11 protein-coding genes are annotated in these 13,566 nt (G+C 69.2%); 6 read left to right on the top strand and 5 right to left on the bottom strand.

All coding sequences use genetic code 11. The features are described from left to right. The first annotated feature begins 133 nt into the window (after positions 1-133). Together AC1RSK_RS05685 and AC1RSK_RS05680 are read left to right on the top strand one after the other, a co-directional pair. Complete coding sequence (locus tag AC1RSK_RS05685; protein ID WP_492906331.1) at positions 134-1,930, top strand: glycoside hydrolase family 15 protein; 1,797 nt, start codon at positions 134-136, stop codon at positions 1,928-1,930. Positions 1,931-2,004: 74 nt separating this feature from the next. Further along, positions 2,005-2,403, top strand: coding sequence for a CBS domain-containing protein (locus AC1RSK_RS05680; RefSeq protein ID WP_492906329.1), 399 nt, complete (start codon positions 2,005-2,007; stop codon positions 2,401-2,403). Between the two features lie 37 nt (positions 2,404-2,440). On the opposite strand, the gene AC1RSK_RS05675 is transcribed toward AC1RSK_RS05680, so the two are convergent. The 3 genes from AC1RSK_RS05675 to AC1RSK_RS05665 all read right to left on the bottom strand — a co-directional run bounded on the left by AC1RSK_RS05675 (position 2,441) and on the right by AC1RSK_RS05665 (position 5,646). Further along, complete coding sequence (locus tag AC1RSK_RS05675; protein ID WP_492906327.1) at positions 2,441-3,160, bottom strand: hypothetical protein; 720 nt, start codon at positions 3,158-3,160, stop codon at positions 2,441-2,443. Positions 3,161-3,285: 125 nt separating this feature from the next. Beyond that, the gene (locus AC1RSK_RS05670; RefSeq protein ID WP_492906325.1) at positions 3,286-4,512 is read right to left on the bottom strand and encodes an acyl-CoA dehydrogenase family protein; all 1,227 of its coding nucleotides are present in this window, start codon (positions 4,510-4,512) and stop codon (positions 3,286-3,288) included. 18 nt (positions 4,513-4,530) lie between these two features. Then, entirely contained in the window at positions 4,531-5,646 is a 1,116-nt protein-coding gene (locus tag AC1RSK_RS05665; RefSeq protein ID WP_492906324.1) for an acyl-CoA dehydrogenase family protein, read from the bottom strand. Between the two features lie 136 nt (positions 5,647-5,782). On the opposite strand from AC1RSK_RS05665, the gene AC1RSK_RS05660 reads away from it, so the two are divergent. Further along, a complete protein-coding gene (locus tag AC1RSK_RS05660; RefSeq protein WP_492906322.1) occupies positions 5,783-6,352 on the top strand; it encodes a hypothetical protein in 570 nt (189 codons plus the stop codon). Here the strand turns inward: AC1RSK_RS05660 and AC1RSK_RS05655 are convergent. After that, positions 6,349-6,687 (bottom strand): type II toxin-antitoxin system PemK/MazF family toxin, encoded by a 339-nt coding sequence (locus AC1RSK_RS05655; protein ID WP_492906320.1) that lies wholly within the window; start codon positions 6,685-6,687, stop codon positions 6,349-6,351. The two genes, AC1RSK_RS05660 and AC1RSK_RS05655, sit on opposite strands and share 4 nt — an antisense overlap. Continuing rightward, entirely contained in the window at positions 6,674-6,901 is a 228-nt protein-coding gene (locus AC1RSK_RS05650; RefSeq protein WP_492906318.1) for an AbrB/MazE/SpoVT family DNA-binding domain-containing protein, read from the bottom strand. Before AC1RSK_RS05650 ends, AC1RSK_RS05655 begins: the two co-directional genes overlap by 14 nt. Before the next feature lie 110 nt (positions 6,902-7,011). Between AC1RSK_RS05650 and pepN the strand changes: the two genes are divergently transcribed. The 3 genes from pepN to alr all read left to right on the top strand — a co-directional run bounded on the left by pepN (position 7,012) and on the right by alr (position 13,350). Then, a complete protein-coding gene (gene pepN, locus AC1RSK_RS05645) occupies positions 7,012-9,588 on the top strand; it encodes an aminopeptidase N (RefSeq protein ID WP_492906317.1) in 2,577 nt (858 codons plus the stop codon). A gap of 198 nt (positions 9,589-9,786) precedes the next feature. Beyond that, positions 9,787-12,207 (top strand): sensor histidine kinase, encoded by a 2,421-nt coding sequence (locus AC1RSK_RS05640; protein WP_492906315.1) that lies wholly within the window; start codon positions 9,787-9,789, stop codon positions 12,205-12,207. 78 nt (positions 12,208-12,285) lie between these two features. Next, entirely contained in the window at positions 12,286-13,350 is a 1,065-nt protein-coding gene (alr, locus tag AC1RSK_RS05635; RefSeq protein WP_492906473.1) for an alanine racemase, read from the top strand. Positions 13,351-13,566 lie beyond the last annotated feature (216 nt).

Below are 13,566 nucleotides of genomic sequence, written 5' to 3'. Positions count from 1 at the left end.
AGGGCGACAGGGCCCGCGGGTCCGGGCAGGGGGGCGGTCGTGCGGCCTCTCAAACTTCCGTTGGCGGCGGCGCAACCGTCGGCTACCTGACTCGTTCCACTCCCTCAGACCACCTGGACGGCCCCTCCCCAGCATGACGCAGCGCATCGAGGACTACGCCCTCATCGGGGACCGCGAATCCTGCGCCCTCGTCGGCCTCAACGGGTCGGTCGACTGGCTGTGCTGGCCCAGGTTCGACAGCGACGCCTGCTTCGCCGCCCTGCTGGGCACCCGCAACAACGGCTGCTGGCGCATCTGGCCGGCCCTCGATGACTACAAGGTCAGCCGCCGCTACCGTCCCGACACCCTGATCCTCGAAACCACCTTCGAGACCACCACCGGCCGCGCCACCATCATCGACTTCATGGCCCGCCGTAACGGCCGTCCGGAACTGATCCGCATGGTGCGCGGCGACGCCGGCCAGGTCGCCTTCAAGCTCGATCTGGCCCTGCGCTTCGGCTACGGCGCGGTCACCCCCTGGATGGCCCGCACCGACGGCGGCGCCCACCGGGCCATCGCCGGGCCCGACATGGTCATCCTGCGCACCCCCGTCGGTATGACCGGCGACGGCTGGCTGCTGCAATCGGACTTCACCGTCTCGCAGGGCGAGACCACCCCCTTCACCCTGACCTGGGCCCCCAGCCACGAGCCGCTCCCGGACGCCACCAGCCCCCGCAAGGCCCTGGCCGACACCGAGGCCTTCTGGCGGCACTGGACCCACCAGGCGGCCATCGAGGGCCCCTGGTCCGAGGCGGTGATGCGCTCGCTGATCACCCTGAAGGCCCTGACCCACGCCCCGACCGGCGGCGTGGTGGCGGCGGCCACCACCTCCCTGCCGGAGAAGATCGGCGGGCCCCGCAACTGGGACTACCGCTACTGCTGGATCCGCGACGCCACCCTCACCCTGCTGGCCCTGATGAACGCCGGCTACTACGAGGAAGCCCAGGCTTGGCGCGACTGGCTGTTGCGCGCCGTGGCCGGCAGTCCGGCCGACATGCAGATCATGTATGGCGTGGCCGGCGAACGCCGCCTCAACGAGTGGGAGGCGACCTGGCTGCCCGGCTACGAGGGCAGCACCCCGGTGCGGATCGGCAACGCCGCCTCCACCCAGTTCCAGCTCGATGTCTACGGCGAGCTGGCCGACAGCCTGCACCAGGCCCGGCGCGGCGGCCTGACCGGCAACGAGGCCGCCTGGAGCGTCGAACGGGCCCTGACCGACCATGTCTGCCGCGTCTGGCGCACCCCCGACGACGGCATCTGGGAGGACCGCTCCGAGCGCAAGCACTACACCTTCAGCAAGGTCATGGCCTGGGTCACCCTCGACCGCGCCGTGCAGGCGGTCGAGCACTACGGCCTGCCGGGCGACGCCGAAGCCTACCGCGCCGTCCGCGAGGAGATCCGCGAGGACATCCTGGCCAACGGCTTCGACGCCATGCGGAACAGCTTCGTCCGTTCCTACGGCAGCCAGTCGGTCGACGCTTCCCTGCTGCTGCTGGCCGAACTGGGCTTCGTCGAAGCGTCCGACCCGCGCTACATCGGCACCGTCGAGGCCATCGAGCGCGACCTGCTGCGCCACGGCTTCGTCCACCGCTATGACACCGGCGAGATCGACGACGGCCTCAACACCACCGAGGGCGCCTTCCTGGTCTGCACCTTCTGGCTGGTCGACGCCTATGTCGCCATCGGCCGGCTGGACGACGCCGAGGCGCTGTTCGAGCGCCTGCTGTCGATCCGCAACGACCTGGGCCTGCTCGCCGAGGAGTACGATCCGGTCGCGGGGCGCCAGGTCGGCAACTTCCCGCAGGCCTTCAGCCACATCGGCCTGATCAACGCCGCCTTCAACCTGACCCGGGCCAGGGGCGAGAACGGGCACACGATCGAGCGCGGTTGACCCGTTTGGTGGAACAATTCTCCGCCCGGGCGGTTACCGTCCCGCTGGGCCCCCAAGCCGGAGAACGAATTCGTATGCTCGTCGCCGACCTGATGACCCCCGTTTCCGAACCCCTGACCCACAGCCACACGCTGCGCGAAGCCGCCGCCGCCCTGGCCCAGGCCAGGCTCGACCAGCTGCCCGTCGCCCATGAGGGCCGGCTGATCGGCACGGTGAATGAGCGCGACCTGGTCGACTACGGCCTGGCGCGCGGCCTCAACGCCGACAGCCCGGTGTTCGCGGTGATGAGCCACCACATCGACTGGTGCTATGAGGACGAGGACGTCATGGACATCATTGCCCGCCTGGCCGACGCTGATCGTCAGAGCCTCATCGTCCTGACCCGCGACCACCAGTTCGCCGGCGTCGTCGCCGCCAGCGCCCCGGCCCGCGGCGGCTGGAGCGAGGTTGAGGTGATCCAGGCGGCGGCCTGACGTGGCTCAAACACGTCGGTTCAGCGGCCGATGAGCCTCAAGTCGCCGGGGCGAGATCCGCCACGACGCCGTAGTATCTTTGGGCCGCGTCCATCAGGCTATTCAGGAACCAGGCATTGATCGTGCCTGCCACAGCCGCGCCGAGAATTGGCACAATTCGTGTCGGAACGCTTGCAACGACCTTCGCTGCAATCTTGGCCGCTATCAACTTTGTCCCGCCCTTGATCATCAGCTTCTTGCCAATAATCGCGGCCATTCCCGCGCTGAGCATCTGCGCATTCAGGGCTGCAGTCGCCTTTGCCGCCAGTTTCGCCCCGGCTGGCCCTGCGATTGTCGACGCCAGCGTCGTGCCCGCTTGAGAACCGGCCAAGGCCCCGGCGCTTCCCGACAGCTGACTACGAAGACCGCTCAGAAGATCATCATTCAAGTCCACGGCCCCGGCCCAGACCGCCAGAATTGCAGGATAGTCGTCGTCCGAGCAGGCGCCGATGGTGATTGTCCCGATCCCCATGGCTGCCCGGCTCATGATGTTCAGAAGGGCCGGAATCTCGATGGCCAAGGCGGCGAAGGCGATGGGCCCCCCGATGAGGTTGCCGCCCGCCGCGGCGACTGCGAGAGCCACGTGCTTCGTGCGCCACTCCGCAAGACTTTGTCCGGCGGCATCCCGGTTAACATCAGCGGCGGCCGCTTTGCAGCTCATGACGCCGTCCTGAACGAGTTCGCCGACCTTTTCCTTGAGGTCGTCAAGCCAAGACATGTTCTGCCCCCCTATCCCTCTGCATACTTGAAGGGAGCGGAGGCCAACCACAATCAAAAAGTGCAGCCAGACACCGCGGGGATGTCGGACTGCCTACTTGATCGCCACTGGAGAGTTCTTTGGGCCTACCGACCCGTCGGCACGTCCTTGAACGCCACGTCCTTGTCGAGGCGGATGTCACCCGGCAGGCCCAGGACCCGCTCGGCGATGATGTTCTTGAGAATCTCGTCGGTGCCGCCGGCGATGCGCAGGCCCGGCGCCCACAGCAGGGACTGCTGGAAGGCGGCCTGCAGCGGCGCTTCCGACGGGTCGCTGAGGATGCCGTACTGGTCCTCCATCTCGACCCCGTAGTTGCTCATCTCCTGCATCTGGTTGGCGGCGATGATCTTGCCGATCGAGCTTTCCGGGCCCGGCGTCTGGCCCTTGCTGAGGGCCGTCATGGTGCGGAAGCGGGTCAGCTTCAGCCCCTCGGCGGCGACATACCAGTCGGCCAGCTTCTCGCGGAAGGCGCCGTCCTTGATCGCCGCCCCGCCGGTGCCGTTGGTGGCGCGGGCCAGCTCCATGATCGTCTTGTAGTCGGGGCCCGAGGAGCCGCCGACCGCCAGCCGCTCGTTCATCAGCGTGACCAGGGCCACCTTCCAGCCGGCGCCGACTTCACCCAGCCGCTGGCTGTCCTTGACCCGCAGGTCGGTGAAGTAGACCTCGTTGAACTCGCTGCCGCCCGAGGCCTGGTGGATCGGACGCACCTCGACGGCCGGATCGCGCATGTCGATCCAGAACATGGTCATGCCCTTGTGCTTGGGCACGTCGGGGTCGGTGCGGACCAGCAGGATGCCGTAGTCGCTGTACTGGGCGCCGGTGGTCCAGACCTTCTGGCCGTTGATCACCCACTCGTCGCCGTCCTTGATGGCCCGGGTGCGGCTGGCCGCCACGTCGGAGCCACCGGCCGGTTCGCTGAACAGCTGGCACCAGATCTCCTCGCCCTTCATGGCGGGGCCGACGAAGCGGGTCTTGGTCTCGGCGTCGGCGAAGGCCATGACGGTCGGCACGCACATGCCGAGGCCGATGGTGAAGTAGCCGTAGTTGACGCCGACCTTGCCCTCTTCCTGGCCGAAGATGACCGACTGGATCGGCGTGCCGCCGCCCCCGCCCCACTCCTTGGGCCAGGTGATGCAGGCGTAGCCGGCCTCGGCCTTCTTGGCCTGCCAAGCCTTGGCGGCGGCCATGTGCTCCGGGCTGTTGGGCCGGCGGCCGTTGGCCGAGGTCGACTTGTGGGCGGCGGCGTTCTCTTCGAGCCAGGCACGGGCTTTTTCGCGGTAGGCGGCTTCTTCGGGAGAGTCGTTGAAATCCATGATCTTTTCCTCCCGCGCTTACGCGGCGTTCCTGCGTTCGAGCTGGCTGACCAGCCGTTCTTTCCAGACCTTTGGGCCGTGGGCCACCAGGGCCAGCTGGCGCGAGCGGCGGTAGAAGAGGTGGCAGTCCACTTCCCAGGTGAAGCCCATGCCGCCGTGGGTCTGGATGTTTTCCTTGGAGGCGAACCAGTAGGCCTCGCTGGCGGCGATGCGCGCCGCGCTGGCGGCGGCCGGCAGTTCGGCGGCGCTCGTGTTCAGCGCCCAGGCCCCGTAGTAGCAGTTGGAACGGGCCACCTCGTTCTTGACGTACATGTCGGCCAGCTTGTGCTTGATGGCCTGGTAGCTGCCGATGACGCGACCGAAGGCGTAGCGTTCCAGCGCGTATTCCTTGGCCATCTCCAGGCAGCGGTCTGCCCCGCCGACCTGCTCGAAGGCCAGCAGCACGGCGGCGCGGTCGAACACCTGCTCGGCGATCGACAGGCCTTCGCCGGCCGCCCCGACGGCCTTGGCCGGCGCGTCCTTGAAGGTGATCTTGGCGACCGAGCGGGTCGGGTCGAGCGACTTGAGGGTCTCGCGGGTGACGCCCTCGCCGTTCAGGTCGACGAGGAACAGGCTGGGCCGGCCGCCCTCGGCCGCCAGCACGATGGCGACGTCGGCGATGTCGCCGTCGGTCACCGGGATTTTCACGCCCGACAGCTTACCGCCCGAAACGCTGCAGCTGAGGTTGCTGGCATTGACCAGGCCGGGGCCTTCGGAGCTGGCGAAGCAGCCGATGATCTCGCCGGCGGCGATCTTAGGCAGCAGCCAGCGCTTCTGCTCGTCATTGCCGGCCAGCAGGATGGTCTCGGCCACGAAGTAGACCGTCGAGGCGAAGGGGATCGGGGCCAGTGAGCGGCCCAGTTCCTCGGCGATGGCGCAGAGCTCGACATGGCCCAGGCCCAGGCCGCCGAATTCCTCGGGGATCGCCGCGCCCAGCCAGCCCTGCTCGGCCACGCCAGCCCACAGGGCCTTGTCGTAGGAGACCGCATCGTCGTTCAGCACCACCCGCACCGCGCTGGTCGGCGAGCGGGCCTCGAGGAACTTGCGCGCCTCGCCCTTGAGGAACTTCTGGTCGTCGGAATAGTCGAAATTCACTGCATCCTCCCGGGCGCTCGTCCGTGCGCCTTCTGTCGAGCGGCAAGATACGCGCCTTTGCGGCCGGGGGAAGATTGACTTGGCGTCAACGATTTCAGGTTTTTATGGCCGGTCAGTTCAGAACGACGGCGGGATCATGGCCAAAACGGTCTTCCAGAAGAACCAGCGGGTGTGGGTCGAGGCCGTCGGGGCCTGGGCCAACGTCGAGAAGATCGTGGCCATCTGGGCCAAGGGTTTCGATGAACCGGTGCGGGTCACCTACGACGTGGGGCTCGGCCGCGAGTTCTTCGCCCATGAACTGAAACCCGAAGACCAGGTGGTCGACGCCGACGACCAGGGCGAACGCTGGCGGCTGCTGCGGGCGAAGAACAAGTGGCAGCAACCGGCCGACTGCGCCCACCATCCCTATCCCGGCACCTATCCCATCGTCGTCACCGACCCCAACGACTGGGGCGGCTGGCGCACGCCGGGCGCCGAATACGACCGCGATCCGCACCGGATCGAACGCCAAGCGAGGCTGATCGCCAGCGCCCCGCGCTACCAGGCCATCGCCAAGGAGCTGATGGCCCTGGTCGCCGAGAACCCGGAAGACGCCCCGCCGGCCGTCCTGGAACTGGCCCAGCAGGCGGCGGCGATCGAGCGGTTCATCGCCGAGGTCCCTTCGCCGGGTGACCGGGCCGACGAAGAGGGTTCGGCGGTCGCCTAGCGCCCGATCCGTTTGGCGACTTCGTCCAACGCGGCGTCGCGCAATTCCGGCGGCAGTCGGCCCAAGGCTGTCGCGTCGCGAACTTCGATCGTCGCGATCTTGGCAGGCCGAACAATGGACGGCGCTGGCAGTCCGCAGACCGTGTGATCCGTGATCTCGACATCGCCCGACCATCGCCGATGGGAGGCGCTGGTCACCATCACCACCCATAGCAATCCCTGACGGCCCGCCATGTCCCCCGCCGCGACGACAAGCGCCGGCCGGCGTTGTCGAACAGGTCGGTCGGTATAGGGAAACGGGACCTTGATCAGGTCGCCGGGTTCAAAGGTCGCCATAGGCGATCCGGTCTGCGTGGGAGTCCCATTCGTCAAAGGCGCCGAACGGATCGTCTGCGACGCCCTCAACCTCATACCGGCGAGCGCGCGTCAGAATCACTCGATCGCCGTCGATCTGATAGGCGACCTCGTCGCCATTGCTCAGACCCAGAGCAGACCGGACGGGCTGCGGAATGGTCGTCTGGGCCTTGGCGGTCAGTTTGCTGGTGATCATGCTGACAATGTAAGGAAATTCCTTACCGACGGCAATCAACCGATGCCAATTTGCCTCCAATTGGCTGCGGCGAGGTGGCCGCCCCGCGGCCGAAGCGCTACATCCCTTCCATGCGCACCGAAACGCCCCAGCCGGTCCGGCTATCCGACTACACCCCGCCCAGCCATCTGATCGACACGGTCCATCTGGACTTCGACCTGCAGCCCTCGGCGACGCGGGTGAAGGCGACGCTCAGCGTTCGGCGCAACGGCGAGGCCGATACGCTGGTGCTCGACGGCGAGGGGCTGAAGACCCTCAGCGTCAAGGTCGACGGCCAGGATCACGCCTTCGACGAGAGCCCCGAGACCCTGACCCTGACGGGCCTGCCCGAGGCCTTCACCTTGGAGACCGAGGTCGAGATCGATCCGGCCGGCAACACCGTGCTGATGGGCCTCTACATGTCCGGGGGCCGGTTCTGCACCCAGTGCGAGGCCGAGGGCTTTCGGCGGATCACCTGGTTCCTCGATCGGCCCGACGTGCTGTCGCGCTACACCGTGCGGATGGAGGCTGACAGCGGCTTCCACCACCTGCTGGCCAACGGCAACCTGATGGACAGCGGAACCCTGGGCGCGCGCCATTTCGCCGTCTGGGAGGATCCCTTCCCCAAGCCCTGCTACCTGTTCGCCATGGTCGCGGGTGAGCTCGACGTCCTCGAGGACAGCTTCACCACCATGAGCGGGCGCGACGTCGCCCTGAAGGTGTTCGTCGATCCGGGAATGGCGTCCCGCGCCGAATACGCCCTCGACAGCCTCAAGCGGGCGATGAAATGGGATGAGGAGGTGTTTGGCAGGGAGTACGACCTCGACCTCTTCATGATCGTCGCCGTGCGCGACTTCAACTTCGGGGCCATGGAGAACAAGGGGCTGAACATCTTCAACTCCTCGCTGCTGCTGGCCGACGCGGCGACCGCCACCGACATGGACTACGAGCGCATCGAGAGCGTCGTCGCCCACGAGTATTTCCACAACTGGACCGGCGACCGCATCACCTGCCGCGACTGGTTCCAGCTGTGCCTGAAGGAAGGCCTGACCGTCTTCCGAGACCAGGAATTCAGCGCCGACATGCGCGGCGCGGCCGTGCAGCGGATCAAGGACGTCAAGGCCCTGCGGGCCCGGCAGTTCCCGGAAGACGCCGGCCCGCTGGCCCATCCGGTGCGGCCCAGCAGCTACCTGAAGATCGACAACTTCTACACGGCGACCATCTACGAGAAGGGCAGCGAGGTCATTCGCATGCTCAAGGCCCTGCTCGGCGACGAGGGGTTCAAGGCCGGCATGGACCTCTACTTCGACCGCCACGACGGCGAGGCGACGACAGTCGAGGCCTTCATCCAGTGTTTCGCCGATGCCACGGGCAGGAACCTGGACGCCTTCTTCGGCTGGTACGAGCAGGCCGGCACGCCGAAGGTCACCATCAATCGCAAGTACGACGCCGCGACGGGCAAGCTGGAGCTGACCCTCAAACAGGTCACCGCCCCGACCCCCGGCCAGCCGACCAAGACCGCCCTGCCCCTGCCGGTGGCGCTGGGCCTGCTGGACGAGGACGGCCGCGTTCAGGCCGAGACCCAGATCCTGGTGCTCGACGGCGCCGAGACCACCGTCACCCTTGAGGGCATCAAGCGGACGCCGGTGCTGTCGGCCCTGCGCGGCTTCTCGGCTCCGGTGAAGCTGGAGACCGACGCCCCGGCCGACCACGACTACGTCCTGCTGGCCGCCGACAGCGACCAGTTCAACCGCTGGGAATCGGGCCAGCGGCTGGCCACGCGGCTGATGCTGACCCGCGCCAAGGGCGAGCCCGACCCGGCCGGCGAGACCAAGTTCGCCGAGGCGCTCGGCCGGGCCCTCGACGACCAGGCCGCCAACCACGCCTTCAAGGCCCTGCTGCTGTCGCTCCCCAGCGAACAGGACCTGGCCATGGAGATGCAGCCGGCCGACCCGTCCGCCATCCACGAGGCCCGGGGCGCCCTGCGCGGCAGGCTGGCCGAGGTTCTGGCCGACCGCCTGATCCACCTGCACGACGCCCTGGCCCATGCCGGCGCCTTCTCGGCCGACGCCGAGGCCGCCGGCCGGCGGGCCCTGCGCAACGCCGCCCTGGACCTGCTGACCGCCCAGCCGTCCGAGGCCGTCATCGCCCGGGCCCGCGCCCACTACGGCGCCGCCGACAACATGACCGACGCCATCGGCGGTCTCAGCGCCCTGATCGCCCTGGGCGGCGAGCCGGCCGACGCCGCCCTGTCGGCCTTCCACGCCCACTGGAAGCATGAGCCGCTGGTCATCGACAAATGGTTCGCCGCCCAGGCGCGCGATCCGTCGGAGCTGGCGCTGGGCCGGGTCATGGGGCTGACGACCCACCCCGACTTCGATCCTAAGAACCCCAACCGCCTGCGGGCCCTGGTCGGCGCCTTCGCGAGCTTCAACCCGGCGCGCTTCCACGATCCGGATGGCAGCGGCTACCGCTTCCTGGCCGACTGGATCATCGCCACCGACAAGGTGAACCCGATGACCGCCGCCCGCTTCGTCGAGGCGCTGGGCGGCTGGCGACGCTACCGCGAGGACCTAGGCGGCAAAATGCGCGAGCAACTTCAACGGATTGCGGCCGTCGAGGGCCTGTCGAAGAACGTCTTCGAACTGGCCACCAAAGCCCTGGCGTGAGTCCTCAGAGTCACGAATCGCGGCGAACTGACTCAAGGCGTTGATCAGGCCTTAACGCGAGGACTCCCGGCGCCTACCATACCCCCTCTGGGGTGAATCGGCGTTTGGGGATTTTTGGGCTTGGCACGCGGGCAAAGGGCAGGATCGGGGGACCCCGCCTTCGCGGCGACCTCGCCGCGTGGCCGCTCCCAGCCCCTGATGCGCGTCGCCATCCTGGCCGCCCTGCTGATGCTGGCCGTCTACACCGCCTTTGGCGTCCAGAAGCTGGCCAACGGCTGGACCAGCACCCCGGCCCAGGTCGGTCCCGCCGCCATCGCCGCCCTGCTGGCCGGCCGCGTCGAGGGGGCGCTGTCGACCCAGCAGGCCGGCCTCGCCGCCGGCGCCGAGGTTCTGCGCCGCGCGCCCGACACCCCCATCGAAGCCAGTGAGCTGGCCCTGCGCATCGCCGGCCCGACGGCCGGCGCCGTCGCCGTCGTCCAGGACGACGTCGTGCTGTCCTCGGCCGGCGCCCTCACCACCCCCGACTTCAAGGGCGCCGCCCGCGCCGCCGAGGCTTCCGGCGCGGCGACATGGACCGGCTCGGCCCCGGGCGACCGCAATCGCATCTATGTCGGCCGGGCCCAGGCCACGCCCGGCGGCAGGGCCTGGCTGCTCGTCGCCTCCGACCCGGCCAAGGTGGCCGGAGCCGGCCTGACCCGAACCTCCGCCCTGGCCTTCCTCGATGGCCGCGTCCTCGCCGCCGTCGGCCCCGGAGCCGCCGGGGCGCCGACCCTGAAGGACGGCTTCGGCCTGCAGGTGAAGGAGCTGCGCACCGACGTGCTGCTGCGCGGCCAGCTGTCCGACGGCAAGCCGCTGGACGTGGCGGTGCGGCCGATCGGCGACGGCGGGCTTCTGGCCGTCGCCGCCGACAGGGTCGACGGCATCATGACCGTCGACGCCGAGCGCATGGATGGCCTGGTCTCGCTGCTGGTGCCGCTGGCCGTCGGCATCGCCCTGGCCCTTCTCCTGCTGATGCAGGGCCGCCGCACCCAGGCCGCCCAACAGGCCATGGTGGCCAGTGAGGAGCGCTTCCGCCTGGCCGTCGAGGCGGCGCGCTGCGGCATTTGGGAATGGGACCTGGAGAACGACCGGGTGTTCATGTCGGAGGTCACCGGGGTGATGTTCGGCTGGGGCGGGGCCGGCGTGGTCAGCGGCCAGGAGGTGCTCGAACGCGTCGCCCCCGACCACCGCGAGCGGGTCCGCCAGGCCCTGGCCCACGCCGCCACCTACGGCGCCTTCGACGTCTCCTTCCGGGTGCCGGGCAGCGAGGGCCGCCGCTCGCTGTGGATCGACGCCCGCGGCCAGGGGGCCGGCGGCCCGGCCGCCCAGGAGCACAGCCGCATCATCGGCGTTGCCCTGGACGTCACCGAGGAGCGTATCGCCCAGGCCCGCGCCCAGGCGGCGGAGAACCGTCTGCGCGACGCCATCGAGAGCGTCTCGGAGGCCTTCGTCCTGTGGGACCGCAACGGCCGGCTGCTGCTGTGCAACCGCAACTACCGCTCGACCTTCAACCTCGAGCCGCGCCTCCTCAAGCCCGGCGCCGCCCGCGACCAGGTCAACCGCTTCGCCCAGCTGGCCATCAAGCAGGAGCATCCCTCGCCGCACGGGAACAAGGGCGAGCGCGAGGCCGAGCTGAACGACGGCCGCTGGGTGCAGATCAGCGAGCGGCGCACCGCCGAGGGCGGCCTGGTGATGACCGCCGCCGACATCACGGCGGTGAAGCTGCAGGAGGAGGCCCGCCGCCTCAACGAGGAGCAGCTGCAGAACGCCGTCGCCGGCCTCGAACGCAGCCAGGAACAGCTGGCCGAACTGGCCCGCAAGTACGAGGCCGAGAAGGTCCGGGCCGAGGGCGCCAACCGGGCCAAGAGCGAATTCCTGGCCAACATGAGCCACGAACTGCGCACGCCGCTCAACGCCATCAACGGCTTCTCCGAGATCATGGTGGCGGAGATGTACGGGCCGATGGGCGACGCCCGGTACAAGGAATACGCCACCGACATCCACAACAGCGGCCAGCACCTCTTGGCCCTGATCAACGACATCCTCGACATGTCGAAGATCGAGGCCGGCAAGATGAACCTCAAGTTCGAGCCGATGAGCCTGGAGGACGTCACCGAGGACGCCGTCCGGCTGGTGCGCAACCGGGCCGAGGCGGCGGGCCTGGAACTGGGTATCGAGTTCCCGCACCTGCCGGAGGTCGAGGGGGACTACCGGGCCATCAAGCAGGTGCTGCTCAACCTCCTCTCCAACGCCATCAAGTTCACCCCGCGCGGCGGCCGCGTCACCGTCCGGGCCGAGCCGCGCCGCGACGTGCTGGGCGAGCGCATCCGGGTCTCGGTCACCGACACCGGCATCGGCATCAGCCGCGAGGACCTGGCCCGCCTCGCCCAGCCGTTCGAGCAGGTCGAGAGCCAGCATTCCAAGACCACCCAGGGCACGGGCCTGGGCCTGGCCCTGACCAAGAGCCTGGTCGAGCTGCACGAGGGCTCGCTGGAGCTGGACTCGGCCCCAGGCGAAGGCACCACGGTCAGCTTCAGCCTGCCGATCCGCCAGGATGGCCTGACTGCGCAGGTCGCCTAGTCCCCGAGCCATGCAGCCCGGTTATGGGGCAGCCAAGCCTCGGCGCTTGACGATCCCCGGGGCGGACCCTACGGCCCGCTGATGCCCGCCGACGCCGCCCGCCTGACCATCGACCTGGACGCCATCGCGGCCAACTACCGCCTGCTGCGCGACACGGCCGGCGGAGCCGAGGCCGCGCCGGTGGTCAAGGCCGACGGCTATGGCATGGGCGCCGGCCAGACCGCCGCCAAGCTGTGGGCCGAGGGGGCCCGGACCTTCTATGTCGCCCGCCTGGCCGAGGGTGAGGCCCTGCGCCGGGCGCTGGGGAACCGCGACGCCGCCGTGTTGGTCTTCGACGGCTGCCCGGCCGGCGCGGCGGGTCGGCTGAAGGCCGCAGGGTTGACCCCCGTGCTCAACAGCGGCGAGCAGATCGCCGCTTGGGGGGATGCGGGTCCGTGCGCCCTGCACGTCGACACCGGCATGAACCGCCTGGGCCTGACCCTGGCCGAGGCGGCCGACCTCGCCGCCGCGCCGGGGGACTTGCGGGTCGAGACCGTCCTCAGCCACCTGGCCTGCGCCGCCCAGCCGCGCCACGCCCTGAACGCCCGCCAGCTGCAGCGCTTCACCGCCGTGCGCCGGCTGTTCCCCGAGGCCCGCGCCAGCCTGTCCAGCTCCGGCGGCGTCTTCCTGGGCCCCGACTACCACTTCGACCAGGTCCGCCCCGGCGTCGCCCTCTACGGCGGCGAACCGCATGACGATCAGGCGCCGCGGCTATCCACCGTCGCCCTGCTGGAAGCCCCGATCCTGCAGATCCGCGAGGTGCCCGAGGGCGACAGCATCGGCTATGGCGCCGACTTCCTCGCCGAGCGGCCGGTGAAGGCCGCCATCGTCTCGGCCGGCTATGCCGACGGCTACCTGCGCGCCTCCGCGCCGGACGGCGGGGCCTGGTTCGCCGGGGCCCGGCGGCGGTTGTTGGGCCGGGTCTCCATGGACCTGATCGCCATCGACATCACCGGCGCGGAGGCCCGCCCCGGCGACATGGTCGAGCTGATCGGGCCCAACCTGACGCTTGACGCGGCGGCCCGGGCGGCGGACGCCTCGGCCTATGAGTTCCTGGTGCGGATCGGCCGGCGGTCGCGGCGGCGGTGGGTCGGCGAGGTCTGAAGGGCTTCGGTCCGGGCGGCTTTTCGAAGCGAAACCACTATAGCAGGAATTTGGCCGGCAAACAGATTATTTATGCCGTCCTTTCAATAACATACGACCAACAGAGAAGCCGCAAACCACCGCCCCGCGACCGACATTCGACCCCTGCGCCACCACCCCGAAACCACCTTGTCGCGCGGCGGCCCCCGAGAGCGCCGGTCGGCGGCGATGGACCTG

This window comes from Caulobacter sp. GW821-FHT11A05 (assembly GCF_058809015.1).
Note: the sequence above shows the minus strand (reverse complement) of the source record. Positions and strands in the feature narration are given on the sequence as shown.